Annotated in this window: 10 protein-coding genes; 7 read left to right on the forward strand and 3 right to left on the reverse strand. The window is 48.7% G+C overall.

Going from position 1 to position 16,316, the window contains the following annotated elements:
• Positions 1–2: 2 nt before the first annotated feature.
• Entirely contained in the window at positions 3–1,412 is a 1,410-nt protein-coding gene (ffh, locus tag ACQY6Y_RS07240; RefSeq protein WP_428379646.1) for a signal recognition particle protein, read from the forward strand.
• A gap of 80 nt (positions 1,413–1,492) precedes the next feature.
• On the opposite strand, the gene ACQY6Y_RS07245 is transcribed toward ffh, so the two are convergent.
• A complete protein-coding gene (locus ACQY6Y_RS07245) occupies positions 1,493–3,031 on the reverse strand; it encodes a L,D-transpeptidase family protein (protein ID WP_428379647.1) in 1,539 nt (512 codons plus the stop codon).
• Between the two features lie 270 nt (positions 3,032–3,301).
• Here ACQY6Y_RS07245 and ACQY6Y_RS07250 point away from each other — a divergent pair, with 270 nt between their 5' ends.
• Positions 3,302–4,114 (forward strand): TrmH family RNA methyltransferase, encoded by an 813-nt coding sequence (locus ACQY6Y_RS07250; protein WP_428379648.1) that lies wholly within the window; start codon positions 3,302–3,304, stop codon positions 4,112–4,114.
• A 127-nt stretch (positions 4,115–4,241) separates the two neighbouring features.
• Here ACQY6Y_RS07250 and ftsH read toward each other — a convergent pair whose 3' ends face one another.
• Both ftsH and ACQY6Y_RS07260 read right to left on the reverse strand, forming a co-directional pair.
• Positions 4,242–6,152 carry an ATP-dependent zinc metalloprotease FtsH gene (gene ftsH, locus ACQY6Y_RS07255; RefSeq protein WP_428379649.1) on the reverse strand — a complete coding sequence of 637 codons (1,911 nt, stop codon included), beginning with the start codon at positions 6,150–6,152 and terminating at the stop codon, positions 4,242–4,244.
• Between the two features lie 140 nt (positions 6,153–6,292).
• Positions 6,293–8,203, reverse strand: a complete 1,911-nt coding sequence (locus tag ACQY6Y_RS07260; RefSeq protein ID WP_428379650.1) for a fructose-1,6-bisphosphatase — start codon at positions 8,201–8,203, stop codon at positions 6,293–6,295.
• A 153-nt stretch (positions 8,204–8,356) separates the two neighbouring features.
• Here ACQY6Y_RS07260 and ACQY6Y_RS07265 point away from each other — a divergent pair, with 153 nt between their 5' ends.
• The 5 genes from ACQY6Y_RS07265 (at position 8,357) to ACQY6Y_RS07285 (ending at position 16,264) form a co-directional block, all read left to right on the forward strand.
• Positions 8,357–10,126 carry a hypothetical protein gene (locus ACQY6Y_RS07265; protein ID WP_428379651.1) on the forward strand — a complete coding sequence of 590 codons (1,770 nt, stop codon included), beginning with the start codon at positions 8,357–8,359 and terminating at the stop codon, positions 10,124–10,126.
• A 419-nt stretch (positions 10,127–10,545) separates the two neighbouring features.
• Positions 10,546–13,371 carry an isoleucine--tRNA ligase gene (gene ileS / locus ACQY6Y_RS07270; protein ID WP_428379652.1) on the forward strand — a complete coding sequence of 942 codons (2,826 nt, stop codon included), beginning with the start codon at positions 10,546–10,548 and terminating at the stop codon, positions 13,369–13,371.
• 10 nt (positions 13,372–13,381) lie between these two features.
• Complete coding sequence (gene lspA, locus ACQY6Y_RS07275; protein WP_428379653.1) at positions 13,382–13,891, forward strand: signal peptidase II; 510 nt, start codon at positions 13,382–13,384, stop codon at positions 13,889–13,891.
• Positions 13,884–14,900, forward strand: coding sequence for an RluA family pseudouridine synthase (locus ACQY6Y_RS07280; protein ID WP_428379654.1), 1,017 nt, complete (start codon positions 13,884–13,886; stop codon positions 14,898–14,900). Before lspA ends, ACQY6Y_RS07280 begins: the two co-directional genes overlap by 8 nt.
• A 56-nt stretch (positions 14,901–14,956) precedes the next feature.
• On the forward strand, positions 14,957–16,264 hold the full coding sequence (locus tag ACQY6Y_RS07285) for a glycosyltransferase family 2 protein (RefSeq protein ID WP_428379962.1): 1,308 nt from the start codon (positions 14,957–14,959) through the stop codon (positions 16,262–16,264).
• Positions 16,265–16,316 lie beyond the last annotated feature (52 nt).

The raw sequence follows: 16,316 nt of genomic DNA on the forward strand, positions 1-16,316 counted from the left end.
CGATGTTTAACAACCTTTCGGATAGACTTCAGGATGCATTCGACGGTCTCAGGGGAAAAGGACGCCTTACTGAGGCTGATATTACTTCTGCCATGCGAGAGATTCGCATGGCGCTTTTGGAAGCCGATGTAAACTTCAAGGTTGTCAAACAGTTTGTTGCGAATTGTAAAGAGCGCTGTCTGACATCAGAGGTGCTTGACTCCCTGACACCCGCTCAAAATGTTGTAGCAATCGTACTCGATCAGCTTACCGAGCTCCTTGGTTCTACCGAATCGCGTCTTACGCTCATGCAGAACCGCACACCCAATGTCATTATGCTTGTGGGTTTGCAGGGTTCAGGCAAAACAACGGCTGCAGTAAAACTCGCTTATCTTCTCAAGAGCCAGGGACATAGCCCCTTGCTTGCTGCCTGCGATACCTATCGTCCTGCTGCTGCGGATCAGCTTGCAACGCTTGGCGGCGAAATTGGTGTTTCAGTCTTTCGCGGTGATGGCGCTCATCCTGTTGCTATTGCACAGGATGCTGTTCGTGAAGCAATAGATCACCTCAACGATATTGTTATTGTCGATACGGCTGGTCGTTTGCAAGTTGACGAAGACATGATGCGTGAGGCCGAGGAGATCAAGGCGGCTGTTAAACCTGATCAAGTACTCATGGTTGTTGATGCCATGACAGGTCAGGATATCGTTAATGTTGTTATGGAATTCGCACGCCGCGTTGATTTTGATGGCGTCATCATGTCCAAGCTTGATGGTGATGCACGTGGCGGCGGTGCACTCTCTGTGCGTGCGGTAACCGGTAAGCCAATTAAATTTGTTTCAATGGGGGAGAAACCCGATTCTCTTGAGGTGTTCCATCCCGATCGCATGGCTAAGCGCATCCTCGGCATGGGCGATGTGTACGGCATTATTGAGCAGGCTCAGCAGACAGCGAGTGAAGAAGAGGCGGCAGCAGCAGAGAGAATGCTGCGTGAAGGCTTCACCATGGATGACATGCTCAGCCAGATGCAACAAATTAGACGCATGGGCGGGCTTGCAAAGATTGCTTCTATGATTCCTGGTGTGGATCGTGCTATGTCGCAGCAAGGAACTTCTGTAAATGACGAAGCTCTCACTCGCATCGAAGCAATGATTCACTCAATGACAAAAGAAGAGCGCTCGCGTCCAAAGATTATTAATGGTCAACGTCGTAAGCGTATTGCCAAGGGTTCTGGAAGAACAGTGCAAGAGGTAAACGCACTCATTAAGCAATGGGGCGAGATGAATCGTATGATGGGCAAAATGCGTGCGATTGCAGGTGATGCGATGGGCGGACGTGGTAAACGTGGACGCAAAGGTAAGGGTATGGATCGTCGTGCTATGCAATCCATGATGCGCCAAATGGGAATGGACCCCAGAAAAATGCGTTTCTAAACGAGTGTCTGGAAAACATATTTAGTGAGAAAAACGCGCGTCCGGCTGGGCGCGCGTTTCGCTTTCTCTGAAGTGCTGATTTAGTCGTGAACTACGACTGTTGTGCCCACGTCGGCAAGGTCGTAAAGTGCCTGAGCTTTATCGTAAGGCAGGTTGACACAACCATGTGAGCCATTATAGGTATAGATATCGCCACCAAAGCTGCCGCGCCAATCGGCATCATGAAAGGCGATGAGATTATCAATAAAAGGAATCCAGAAGTTTACATGACTTCTGTAATCGGGTTCGCCATCTCCATCTTCATCAAAACCAATAAGCGTTTGATCGGTGCCTTTATTGGAGTTGACTGCATATACACCAGTGGGTGTGTAACGTCCCTCTGAGGTGTTGCCGGTTACACAGGCGGATTCCCAAACAAGCTGTCCGTCTTTATAAAAACGCGCATATTGTTCGCCAATTGAGAGGTCGATATAGGTATTGCCCCAGTCTTGTGCGCCTTGTCCCGACCATACGGCTGCCGTTTGTTGGGTGGGAATCTCCAGAGCTGCATTTGAGCCTTGTTTAATTTGCTCTGAAAGCGCCTTAGCAAGTGCGCCAGCGTCAATTGCCCATCCATAGGTACCACCGGAGACGCTCAGCTGAACACCATCGGGTCGTGTATAGGTTCGTGTTGTCCCCACGGTGTTGAGCTTCGGAGCTAATTCATTTGTAGCCCACGTAGAAACGGCATTTTCATCGAGAGAAGCTGTTCCATCATCTGCAACAACAACCCAATTACCGATCATTTCGTTTGTTACTGTGGCAGCTTCTGTGCCATTAAATGTGAGCTTAATATCTCCTGTGAGAAGTTTGTTGGCGTTCTCAATACCAGTTGCAAGCGTTGGATCGTCAGACTTCTTTGCCGGCTGTTTGAGACAGGTATCATCGAGCACAATATCGCTCTCGAGATTTTCAAGAGCCGATACTACGTAGGCAACGCAAGCTTCTTCATCTATTGACGTGCCATATGTCTCAGGAACTACCGTAAAAGAAGTGGATTCTGCATCATAGGCAACTTTTGCATCCACTGGATCGGTTCCGTTGGCATTAACGTTTGCTATGGGCTCACTGAGAAGCTCTGATACACGCTCCTGATCAACAGTGGCGCCAAAGGATGTGTCAAACGTGTGCTCCTGGAAAAGCCCAATAGGCCATGCCCAGGGGTTCTCGGAACCATGAGCACCTGATACAAAGGCACGAGCATCAATGCCTAGTCCAACATCTTCGCCGGTAAAATCAACTTGGATGTTATCTCCGGTTACCGTTGCAGAGAAATTATCTACCGTGCTATTTAGATCGTTTGCAAGATCATCAACTGATTGCAGTGAGACATCTTTTCCTGCAAGCGTTGTGTGCGGCATAAAGTGAGATGAAAAAAATGCCACTCCAGCTAGGTAGATAATAAGCAGAACACCAACAATTATGCCGGCTACGATACCAGCTCGTTTGTAGTGTGTTTGCTTGTTATGCGAGTTATCAGAACTCTTCTTATTTTGTTGGTTTACATGATTTTGACTGGAGTGCTTGCCGTGCCCTCCGTGTTTAGATGTAGCAGCCATATGCATATTATGAATAGGCATCGAGCACAAACCCCTCTCGCTCGATGAAGCGAACATTTATATCCGCACACCATAATACCTAGAAAAGAGGTGGACGCAAAAAAACAATGTGTAAGATTGGGCAATTCATGAACAGCCCAAGATGTCTGTTGGTTTCGTTATTTGTCGAGTTATCTGGGAAGTTGACTCTGATAGGGTCTATATAAGACTGTGAAATGGCCAGAAGAATTTTGGATGAGTAAAAAAATACGAAAGAACGGCTTATCCGAAACGAGGAGAGACCATAAATCTATGACGATAGAACGCGTAACTACGCTTGAAGATTCTCGCTTAGATGTATTTTGCCGGCTGACTTCTCATCAGTTGCGAAATGCGCTCGACCCATCCAGAGGAATAGCTATTGTTGAGTCTGAGATAGCTATTCGTGTGGCTTTGGAACATCACTTGGAGCCAATAGCATTGCTCCTGAGTGAGCGACGTCTTGTTTCAATGGCTGATGTGTTAGAAAAGCTTGATCCCACCGTTCCAGTGTTTGTCTTGCCACCTGATAAGGCAGAACAGCTCACAGGCTACAGAGTTACCCGTGGAGCTCTGGCGGCCGCGCGTCGTCCACAGGAACCTGATCCTCGACACCTCTTGCAACAAGCTCGGCGCGTTTGTGTCCTAGAAGGAATAACCGATACGTCTAATGTTGGAGCAATATTTCGCTCGGCGGCAGCTTTAGGGATAGATGCGGTGTTTGTTGCTCCTACGTGTGCCGATCCACTGTCCCGTCGCGCCATCCGCGTCTCTATGGGAAACGTATTCCTTGTTCCTTGGGCTCATTTTTCTGGTGTGTGGCCACAAGATGCCTTTGATCTTTTGCATCAAGAGGGCTATTACACGGTCGCCTTGGCGCTTTCCGATCAGTCGATGAGTCTGGACGATCCAGTGCTGAAAGAGCATGAACGTCTCGCTCTGTTGTTTGGAACAGAAGGCGATGGTCTTACGAAAAATGCGATTGATGGCTGTGATGCGACGGTTCGAATTCCTATGGCACACGGTGTTGATTCACTCAATGTAGCAGCAGCTTCTGCTGTGGCATTTTGGGAATTATGTCGATAGGGATAACTACAGGCAATGTGACAAGTAGACCTGTTCTGAAAGACCGTTTGAGACTTAGAGGCACTAGATAGAAAAAGCCCATTGCATAGAGTGCAATGGGCTTAATGAGTACTACGTACGACTGCTTTTACTTTGCAGTACTTCCGTCAGATCGACGAGGAGCAAAGCCATCATCACGTGTGAAGATGTCCATAAATTCTTGGCCGGTAATGGTTTCTTTTTTCTGTAGATAGCGGGCAAGCTCATGGAGCTTAAAGCGGTTAGCTTTCAGCGTGGACAGAGCTTCCTGATGTCCTTTTTCAATCATTTCAATTACGACATCATCAATCTTTTGAGCGGTGCCTTCAGCACAGGTGAGCGTGCTGCCATCGTTGAGATATCTATTGCGAACCTGGCCAAGGGCAACCATACCAAACTCATCACTCATGCCATATTGGGTGACCATATTGCGAGCAAGCTCAGTGGCTTTCTCAATATCGTTTGCTGCTCCGGTGGTCATCTCGTTAAAGATAAGTTCTTCTGCTGCACGACCACCACAAAGGACTGCGATTTTATCTTCGGCTTCTTGACGGGTAGTGAGGAAATGCTCGTCCTCCTCCACCTGCATGGTATAGCCGAGAGCTCCGGATGTGCGAGGAACAATCGTAATCTTCTGTACTGGAGCACCTTCCTTACGAGTTGCCGCAACGATAGCATGGCCAATCTCATGATAAGAAACCACTTGCTTTTCGTGCTCAGAAAGTACTGTTGACTTGCGCTTTTCTCCCGCAATTACCACTTCTACGGACTCTTCCAAATCCTCCTGTGTAACGCGTGAGCGTCCCATCCTTACTGCACGAAGAGCGGCTTCATTGATGATGTTAGCGAGGTCTGCGCCGGAAGCACCTGGGGTAGAACGCGCAATAACATCGAGGTCAATATGGCCCTCCATTTTTACATCGCTTGCATGGAGCTTAAGAATGGCTTTGCGGCCAGCAAGATCTGGAAGCTCCACAGGAATACGGCGGTCAAAGCGACCAGGTCGAAGCAATGCGGGATCGAGAACATCAGGCTGGTTTGTTGCAGCCAAAACGACGATACCTTTGTGATTGTCAAAGCCATCCATTTCAGTGAGGAGCTGGTTGAGCGTCTGCTCGCGCTCGTCATTGCTATTGATACTCATGCCGCGTTTTTTACCGATAGTATCGATCTCATCGATAAAGACGATGCAGGGAGCTTTCTCATTTGCTTGCTTGAAGAGGTCGCGCACTTTTGCGGCACCTCGACCAACAAACATCTCAACAAATTCAGAGCCTGAGATAGAGAAGAAAGGAACTTGAGCCTCACCAGCAACAGCCTTGGCAAGGAGGGTCTTACCAGTTCCCGGAGGGCCTACCAACAATGCGCCATGGGGAAGCTTGGCACCAATTTGTGCGTAGCGATTGGGGTTTTCCAAGAAGCTAACAATCTCAGCAAGTGACTCTTTTGCTTCGTCTTGGCCTGCAACGTCTTTAAACGTCACGCCAGTCTCTTCGCCGTTAACAACTTTGGCGCCTGATTTACCCAGGCCGCCCATACCGCCCATGCCTCCGCCGAAGGTCATAGATGGTCCGTCGCCGCCCATTGCTTTTTTAAGACGTCTATTCAGCCACCAACCTGCAAGCAGAAGAAGTCCAATGGGAAGCACATAGCTCAGCAACATGTAAAAAATGAGCGATGAACTGTCGTCTGAGGACTGCGTAACGGCAGAGTACGTTACACCATGATCTTCCAAGCGCTGAACGAGGGTGTCATCGCCAGGAAACTGTGTGCACGTCCAAGACTCTTTATTGTCCCCATCGCCAGTGGTGAACTGAATTTCTCCTGATGTGGTATCGAGAATAACATCATCGACTTTGTTGTCGTTCACCATCTGGATAAACTCACTGTAGCTTGCCTCTTTTGGAGCATTGGCTGCTCTCGAGGGTGAGAACAGTGAGTTGATGGCAATGAGGATGGCGCAGGCGATAATCGCATACAAGATCATCGATTGCCGTCGCTTTTTTTCATTCATTTCCATAGGTATACGTCTCTCTAACGTGTGGCCTCTCGTAAAGTTCCTGCATATTGCGCAGCTGACTTCTCGTCAGGATACCCAACCCCGTTCTTGTTATTCGCTTTATATATACAAAAACGTTCGGTGGTGTTTCATTATGCAATCTAATTGCTGTGCTCGGCAATGGTGCCATCACGGTAGGCCTCAAGAAGCTGCTCAAGTTCATCAATTTGCGAGCGAATTTGGTTGCCCGTATCGGTATCAGCAATCTTAAGAGGCCAAGGCTCCGTTTCAAGAATACGAGTATTGCTTTGAATATCGGCATTGCGATCGAGTGCCGCACTCACTCCTAAGAAGGGGCGATGCGCTTTTATGCGCATGCCTGTGGAGCTTGTTACCAAGGTAAAGCCTGCAATACCGGTACGTTCATGGTATGCGCTACAGAAACCACCATCGATAACCAGAAGTTTGCCACCAGCATGAACGGGCGTTTCTCCGGAACCAAGCCGCACGGGTGTATGACCGTTAACAATGTGGCCATGTTTAGAATCAAGACCAAACTCTTCGAGTATGGCGTTCACCACCTCCGGTGCATCAAGGAGGCGATAGTAGGGATCTTGCGGTTCTACCCAAGAATCGAGTTCACAGACAAATGCTCTCTCAAACGTTTTGACAAGTCTGCCCGAAAGCGTCGATCGTCTGCCGCACCAGAGATACCACATCCAATCAAGAGCATTGCGATCGCCGTTTAGCCAGGCCTGCCGTGCAATTTTGTCGCAAAAATCAAGATATTGCTTGCCGGAGAGATAGCCTGCTTTACCGCAATTTACCGAAGCAAACGATCCATCTTCATTGAGTGGGATGCAACCATGAAAAAGCAGATTGCCGTTGTAGAGCAGATATATCGAACCGTGCTGATACAAGAATTCAACATGTCGGCGAAGTCGTGTACTCTCGCGGAAAGAGGTAACAAGGTCGTCGAGCACTTCCTGTTCATCCTTGGTGAGCGCGTAGGGATCCTTCGGATCGACCGTGGGAAAGTCCTGGGTTTTTAAAGTTAAGAGGCGTCCATCAATCTGAACTGTGCCCTCACGAATGCGCATAGCACCAAGAGAAAGTCTATCTTCCATGGCAAACTCAGGATGGCGGCCAATAATGTGGCCCTCGAGCTTAAAAAGAATGACCGAAATCGCTTTATCAACAGGATCACGACCATCATCTTTGCCATAGGTGCGTTCAGCAAATAAGGCGAGCTTTCGTAGAGAGATGCCATACGTTCCCTCAAGAAGAGCATATGATCCGTAGCGTACATTGTTACGCACGACAGAAGCGACACAAGCTTCGGAGCCTGCTGCAGCTCCCATCCAGCAGACATCGTGGTTTCCCCATTGAATATCAAGGGAGTGGTAACTCATAAGACGGTCGAGAATACGATCGGCATGAGGACCACGGTCAAAGATGTCACCAACAATATGCATATGATCAACGGCAAGTCGCTTTACCAGTGAGGATAAGGATTCAATAAAGTCGTCTGCGGCGCCTTCCTCAACAATTGAACTGATAATGCGCACGTGATAGTCATGGCGCGCCTGCTCGCCAACACCGGAGGCATGAAGTAATTCATCAATGATGTAGGCATACGCTACAGGCATAGCCTTACGAACTTTTGAGCGGGTGTAAAAGCCTGACAAATATCGTGCAAGCCTCACAATGCGAAAAAGCGTGTCATAGTACCACTGACCTGTTGCGATTCCTTCGGCATGAAGGCGAGCAAGTTTTTCACGTGGATAATAAATAAGCGTACAGAGATCATCGCGTTCGCTTGCTGAAAGTTCATCCCCAAAGGTAGCGTCAACACGTTCACGTATAACCCCAGAGCAGTTGTTGAGAATGTGTTCGAAGGCCTCGTACTCACCATGTAGGTCGCTCATAAAGTGCTCTGTTCCTTTTGGGAGGTTGAGGATTGCTTTGAGGTTGATTATTTCTGTATACGCACTTTGACGTGTGGGAAAATGCTCTGCTAGGAGTTCTAAAAAACGCTGATTCCATCGATTGTTCTGTATATCAGTATTCAATATTGTCTCCTCAAAAGGCTTTGTGCGCCTCATGTATTCAACATGCATGTTTAATCAAGCATTTGTCTAATTTATTCAGTATATGCTTCAATTAATTATCGGTTGGTTGATTGCGTCATCTCTTCTACTCAGTGGTATGAAATTGGAGATTTCATGACAAACAATGGGGTTTGTGAGAAACAGTCGGATGCAGAAAGTATCTCGTTTGAAGCTCTATCCCAAGCGCCGGTACACAAGTTTTCATGGCGACAGCTCGTTGGCATATGGGTGTTGTGTCTCGCTGTTGTGGTTATTGTCTGCCTTGTGCAGGTTCCAAAATATGCAACGCCAGACGATTTTATGCAGGATCTATACGCGCGAGGAGCATATTTTCATACGCCTGGCTATTTGATGCTCTATTCAACCATACCTTTTAGTGCACCGATCTGTGCGCTTTATCAATTGCTGCCCAGCGTGCCGTGGTTTCCGCTTGTACTGTTCTTCATGACAGCGGCTTCGTTTGTCATCATACATTGTCTTGCCTGGCAACTGAATGTGCCGTGTATGCAAAAACTCGTAATTGGTTTTGCGCTCATATGTTGCGAGGTAATGACGTGTTTGTACTTTACATATACGGTTGTTGCTTTCCTTGCATTTGCAGCAGGTGCTGGATGGGTGGTCGCGCGCGCAGCTTTTGTGCGTCCCGACCATTTCTTTCTGGGCGATTTAAGTGCTTACCTCTTGCTTTTTGAGGGTTTTTCACTGCGTCCGGAATCTGGCCTTTCGACAGCAGTGATGTTTGCTCCATTTGTTGTGTGGGCACTTATAAAAACGCGTAATAAACGCACCATGATTATGGCAGCTGCTGTAATTGTTCTTATGGCGCTCTCGTATATAGCAGGGCATATAGCTTGGAATGTTACTGAAGGGTGGGAATCGTTTCTCGCGCTTTCCAACGCAGCACGCTCAATTGCGGATTATCCCCAACTATCCCTCGAAGCTGCCTCGCATGCGGTGCCCGAGATTTCTCGCAATGACTTAGCGATGCTTTATGAGTTTTGCTTCGTAGACTCCGATGTGTATACATTGCCTTTATTTAATGAATTGGGAGATGCGGTATCCTCCTACGGGCTCTCCTCAATTATTGCTGCGGTGATGTCAAGAAAGGCATATACCCTCTTCATTTTGTTCCTTGTTATGGTGATAACAGCAACGGCGCTGCTGCTTACTCATTTGTTGGGACTGACTAAATCTCGTCGTATTTTTGTCCTTTCGATTCCGGGCATGCTTTTGCTTGAGTATGTGGTGGTATATCTGCGCGCTCGCGTGCTTATGCAAGTGGTGCTTCCTCTGTTCGTTATTGCTCTTTTTGCAGTTATTGCTGCTTGTTATGTGGGATGTACGGAACAGGCTTCCGTTCGTGCAGAGCATAAAACGTCCCGTGCTGTTCAGCTGTTTTCTTATGCCGGTGTTGTTGCCTATGTAGCAATAACCGTGTTCATAGAGATCCAATACGCTTTGCCTTTACAGCGCGAGTTGAATCTCGACCTTACTCCACGGGCCCAACAGTATGTAGACAGCCATCCAACTCAAGATGTGCTTTTTACTCACACGCAGGGAGTTCTTACCAACTATGATGTATTTGCTTTTGAGACGTGGGATCATCCGGACAATGCAATTTTCTTTGGCGGCTATGAGCAATACACACCTGCTTGGCAAAACATGCTCTCTGAGCGTGATCTCACGAATTCCGATGGCTTTATCGCCCAGCGTCTGCTTGAGTCGGATGCAGTGAGTGTGAGCACCGCAGATCAAGCGGAAATGATTCGAACATATCTTGAAGAACACACCGGTTTATCTGTGAAGCTTACGCAGGTAGAAAATTTGGGAGAAGGCAGCCAAACTGAAGGACCTGTCTCTGTATGGTCTTATCAGGTGGTGTAAATTGCTGCTTGAAAGCAAATAACGTTTTAGCCTAGAGGGTGAACAAACTCTCTGTTGGGTTGAAACATTGTTTGTTTGTAACCAGGTTCGTAATGATGGCATAAACGTGCTACTATGCATCGACAGGCAATGATGGGGAGAGTAGTTAAGGTTGCACAACCTCCAGAGAGCGAGGATGGTGGGAACTCGCGGTTGTGTCTTAATGAAAATCACCCCTGAGCTGCGGCCCGAAAGCACAAATACGTGCAAGTAGACGTCGCCGGTGTGGCCACCGATACAGGCCAACCGAGTATGGCGGTTTTCCGCTCGCTGGGTGGTTCACAAGCGAAGTTGCGCAGGCGCTTCGTCCCAGCAGGAGGGACGGGCGCTTTTTTAGTGCCCGAACATAAAGATCGTTGAACGATCGGAAGGGAACAGGCGTGGCAAACAAGTACAAGGAGACAACTAATCTCCCAAAGACTGGTTTCCCCATGAGGGCAAACCTTGCTCAAAATGAGCCAAAGCGGCTTGCGATGTGGGATGAGAATCATGTCTATGAGCAAATGATTGCCAAAAACGAAGGACACGACAAGTTTGTGCTGCATGATGGTCCTCCGTACGCTAATGGCCCCATTCACCTTGGTCACGCGCAAAATAAGATCTCAAAAGACATCATCAATCGCTATTGGTCTATGCGTGGCTATCAGACGCCTTACGTTCCTGGCTGGGACTGCCATGGTCAGCCCATCGAACACAAGGTGGAAACCATGCTTGGTACCGAGAAGTTCAATGAGCTTCCCACTGAAAAAATTCGTGAGCTTTGCCGCAAAATGGCAGTTGAGCAAGTGGATACGCAGCGTCAAGGATTTAAGCGTCTGGGCGTGCTTGGTGAGTGGAACAATCCGTATCTCACCTATGTGAATGATTACGATGCGACCGATATTGAGATTTTCAAAGCTATCTATGATGCCGGCGCTATTTATCGTGGATCAAAGCCGGTTCATTGGTGCAGTCACTGCCATACGGCTCTTGCGGAAGCTGAGATTGAGTATGGCGATGAAGTAAGCCCGGCCATTTTCGTACGTTTTGAGATGACCACCGTTCCTGAAGGCCTCGAGGCGTGGGCTGGTCGTCTCTGGGTTGATATTTGGACCACGACACCTTGGACGCTTCCTGCAGACGATGCAGTGATCTGTCATCCAGAGGCTACCTACGTTGCACTTATCCATAACGATCAGGCTGAGATTGTGGCAGAGGCTCTCGCCGAGCGTCTGGTAGAGAAATTCGGCTATGGTGAGCTTGAGCTTGTACGTATGGAGAATGGCGAGCCATGGCGTGCCACGGGCGAACAGCTTGCCCACAATCGTTATAAGCAACCGATCTTTGGCGATCAGGGCGAGACGGGCGAGTTTATCTACGCCGATTACGTCACACTTGATGATGGTACAGGCATTGTTCACTGTGCTCCTGGTCATGGTGTGGACGACTATCTGGCAGGCCAGAAGTTTGGCATTCCCACGGTAATGCCAGTTGATGATGATGGTCATTTCTTTGTGGGCGATACCATGGGTACCGGTGGCCCTTGGTCTGGCATGGAGGTTAATGAGGCTAACCCCCAAATCATTGCGTGGCTTAAGGAGCGCGGTACGCTCATTCTGCATGAGGATATTAATCACAGCTATCCACACTGCTGGCGCTGCAAAGAGCCAGTTATTTTCCGCGCTACAAGCCAGTGGTTTGTTTCCATGGATAAACCTCTTCAGAATGGTCGTTCTTTGCGAGAGCAATCGCTGTCGGAGCTTGAAAAGGTAGCGTTCTATCCTTCTCACGCCATCAAGCGCATTGGCTCGATGGTTGAAGGTCGTCCCGACTGGTGCATCAGCCGTCAGCGCAACTGGGGAGTTCCTATCCCTGCCTTCACCTGTGCCGACTGTGGCGAAACTGTCATGAATGACGACACGCTCGATGCGGTCATTAAGCTCTTCCGTGAGAAGGGCTCGGATGCTTGGTTCACCGAGGATCCGGCCGAATATCTTGGCGAAGCTGGTGTTTGCCCGAAGTGTGGCTCTCATCACCTCAAGGCAAACTCCGACATTCTTGATGTGTGGTGGGACTCCGGCGTTTCTCATACTGCTGTTTGCCGTCATCGTGATAACCTGAAGTTCCCGGCAGACATGTATCTTGAGGGCTCTGATCAGCACCGTGGTTGGTTCATGAGTTCTCTCATGACATCTGTTGGTGCGTATGGTGTGGCGCCGTACAAGTCGGTAGTTTCGCAGGGCTTTACGCTTGATGGTCAGGGCCGCAAGATGTCTAAGTCCCTTGGCAATGTTATTGATCCAAACAAAGAATGCGATACGCGTGGTGCTGACGTTTTGCGTCTCTGGGTGGCATCAGTGGACACCTCAACCGATGTTCCGTGCGATGACACCATTCTTAACCATGTGGGCGAGGCATACCGCCGCTTCCGCAACACGCTTCGTTTCCTCTTGGGTGAGATTGAAGATCAGTTTGATCCTGCAGTTGATGGCGTGCCGTTTGACGAGCTTATGCCCTATGACAAGCTCGTGTTGGCCCGCATGTGCCAAGTGCACGATCAGGTGAGCAGTGCCTACGAGGCATACCGCTTCAACCAGGTTTACCGTACGCTGTATGACTATGTCATCGGCGACCTCTCCAATGGATACCTCAACGCTACAAAAGACCGTGTCTACTGTGGCGAGCGCGATGGTTTTGAACGTAAGAGTGCACTTACTGTCTGGGCTCAAATTCTGATGATGCTCGTGCACGATTTGCAGCCCATTCTCGTATACACCACCGATGAGGTGATGGCACATCTGCCCGAGTCCATGCGTGACGGCCAGACGTATGCTGCGCTGCTTGACTGGTATGTTGCTCCTTGGACTGCTGAGGAATACGAAAAGTATTTACCTGCTTATGAGGCTGTAGTCGAGGCTCGTGCCGCATTTACTAAGGCTTATGAGACTGCTCTTGCCGACGGTATTCTTACTGAGAAGACCCCGCAGGCTGCACGCGCGGAGCTGGTTGTGCCTTCCGATCTTTATGAGCTGCTGACAGGCGAACTTGGCTGCAATCTTGCAGAGCCTTTTGTTGCCTCAGAAGTAGTACTGAACTGCGGCGATGAGCTCAGCTGTGTCGTTGAACCGGCGCACGGTGAGAAGTGCCCGCGTTGCTGGAACTTCCGCACGCTCACAGAAGATGGTTTGTGCGAACGCTGCAGCCATGCAGTGGCAGATCAAAAGTAGGCAACCTTTGATGGCTAAACGTCAACATGCTTTTGTCCGTATTGCCGTTCTGGTTGCAGTAGCACTGGCTGTACTTGTTCTCGATCAGGCAAGTAAAGAGTTCATGAGAAGTTATTTGGCCGATGGCCCTCGGGAGTTTATCCCGGGGGTTCTCGGTCTTCGTCTTACGGAAAACACCGGTGCTGCTTTCAGTATGGGCGAAGGATCGCAATGGCTCTTTGTTGGCATTGCGGTACTGGTATGTATGGCTGTCCTTATCTGGGTTGCGCTCGATAGCTCACTCTCTTTGAGTCTGGTATGTAGTCTTGGTCTTGTGGTGGGCGGCGGCCTGGCCAATCTCATTGATCGGGTCTGTCTGGGAGCCGTTACGGATTTTTTTGCAACAGAGTTTATTGATTTCCCTATATTTAATGTTGCAGATATTGCTATTACCTGTGGAGTTGTCCTTACACTCCTGCTTTGGTGGCTGCAGTCAGAGGGATCGGATAGTAAGAAAGACAGCGGAGGTCAGCGTGGCTAGCCGTACGGTTGAGCTTCTTGTTGGTCCTGAGAGCGATGGAATGCGTCTCGATGCGTTCCTTGCTCATAAAGAAGGCCTGCCATCAAGAAGTGCCTGTGCACGCTTTATTGAAGCTGGCGATGTCACGATTAACGATACCCTTGCCACATCAAAAAGTGAGCATGTGGTTCTCGGGGATCGCATTCGTGCAACGTGGAGTGTTGCCGATGAGCCAGAAGGTCCACTGCGTCCCAATCCCTACATTCCATTAGATATTCGTTTTGAAGATGATTATTTATTAGTCCTTTCAAAACAGGCGGGGTTAGTATGTCATCCCAGCCCTGGACATATTGACGACACTCTTGCAAATGCGCTGGTTGCTCGCTGTGGGTATAACCACCTTGGCAAACTTCAAGGCGAAGATCGACCTGGCATTGTGCATCGCTTAGATCAAGATACTTCAGGTCTTATGGTCGCTGCTAAAGATGATGAAACCCAGCGCGCCTTACAGGATCTCATTCGTCTGCGCACATTGGATCGCCGCTATGTAACCTTAGTGCATGGCTATGTAGCTGCGGATGAAGGAACTATCAACACCGGTATTGCGCGCTCTTCTCGCGATCGATTGAGAATGGCCGTTTCAGATGATGTAAGTGCGCGGGAAGCAATTACCACGTTTCGTGTGCTTGAACGCTATGAAGCGCTCAGGCGTGACGATGGATACACCTTGCTTGAGTGTCATCTCTACACGGGACGCACACATCAAATTCGTGTACACATGCGTCATATTGGTCATCATGTGGTAGGAGATCAACTCTATGGTCGGGGCGATCGCATGCGTAACCTTGGCTTAGAGCGGCAGTTTTTACATTCATGGCATATTCGCTTCGACCATCCGGTAACAGGTGAGGTCGTGGAGCTTGCAGACTGTCTACCGTCTGACCTTCTGAGTGTATTAAAATCACTTTCTGTCAGGTCACTTGGACGCACTGAGGTGGGGGAGCAAATCGTTCCATTGCTCGGTGTGTAGTACAAACCCGGATTCTAAGCCTGATGAGGGGGCTGGTTGTGTTCGAGTTCAACCGTATGGCAATCACGCCAATTGTTATCTTTAACTTCGTACTCTTTTTGTTCTTTACGTTGGCGTATCTCTATCAGTTTATTTACATCCTGTTGGTATTTAAGCGCGGAGATGTAAAGCTTCCGCCTGCAAAAAAGCAGCATAGCTATGCCTTCTTTATTGCGGCGCACAACGAAGAGGAAGTTATTGGCAATCTGGTGCGCTCCATTAAGGCTCAGGATTATCCGGCTCACCTTATTGAGACTTTTGTTGTAGCCGATGCCTGTACTGATAATACGGCAGAAGAGGCGCGTAAAGCCGGAGCGATAGTCTACGAAAGGAATGACCTAGCGCGCAAGGGAAAGAGCTGGGTAATGGACTATGGCTTTAATCGCATTCTCAATGAATATGGTGATCGCTTCGAGGCGTTTTTCGTGTTTGATGCCGACAATATTGTTTCGCCAAACTACGTGAGCATCATGAACCAAGTTTTTGATATGGGATATCTTGTTGCAACAAGCTATCGCAACTCTAAGAACTTTGATTCAAGTTGGATTTCTTCGGCGTATGCTACATGGTTTATCCGCGAGGCTAAGTTCCTTAACAATGCTCGTATGCAATGTGGAACAAGTTGCGCTATTTCAGGTTCTGGCTGGATGGTATCCGAGCGCATTGTTCGCGGTATGCATGGATGGGATTTTCATACACTTACAGAAGACATTCAGTTCTCTACATTTTGCGCGGCCAATGGCATCCGAATTGGGTATGCTCCCGCCGAGTTTTTTGATGAGCAACCCCTCACATTTAAGGCATCTTGGACTCAGCGTATCCGTTGGACTAAGGGCTTTTATCAGGTATTCTTCTCGTATGGTCGCGACCTTCTTAAGGGTATGGGGCGCGGGCTTTTCAGCTCCTATGACATGCTTATGACAATTGCGCCCGGCATGATCTTGACCCTGCTTTCGTTCTTTGTGAACGCAACATACCTTGTTGTGGGATGGCTGAGCAGCGGCTTTTTAGTAACCCCTGCTGAGGTATCTATGTGCTCTGGCTCGCTCATTATGATGTTCGTCTCTATGTATTTCGTTTTCTTTATTTTGGCGATTATCACTACCGTGTCAGAACGTAAACATTTCCACTGTACGAAGCGGTGGCGTCTCTTTACTAATCTCTTTACTTTCCCGCTGTTTATGATGACCTACATTCCAATTACGGTTGCGGCGCTGTTTATGAAAGTTGAGTGGGTCCCCACGAAGCATTCTGTGGCCGTAACGTTTGATGAGGTTATGTCCGAAGGCACTTCTGAGGAAACGGGCCCGGCTGCCTCGGTATGAGTGCGTTACAATCGCCTGAAACTGTTGTTCAACAAACTGTGCACGATGCTTC

The sequence above is a fragment of the Olsenella sp. Marseille-QA0557 genome (genome assembly GCF_965119725.1).
In the GTDB taxonomy this organism is placed as follows: domain Bacteria; phylum Actinomycetota; class Coriobacteriia; order Coriobacteriales; family Atopobiaceae; genus Coprovicinus; species Coprovicinus avistercoris.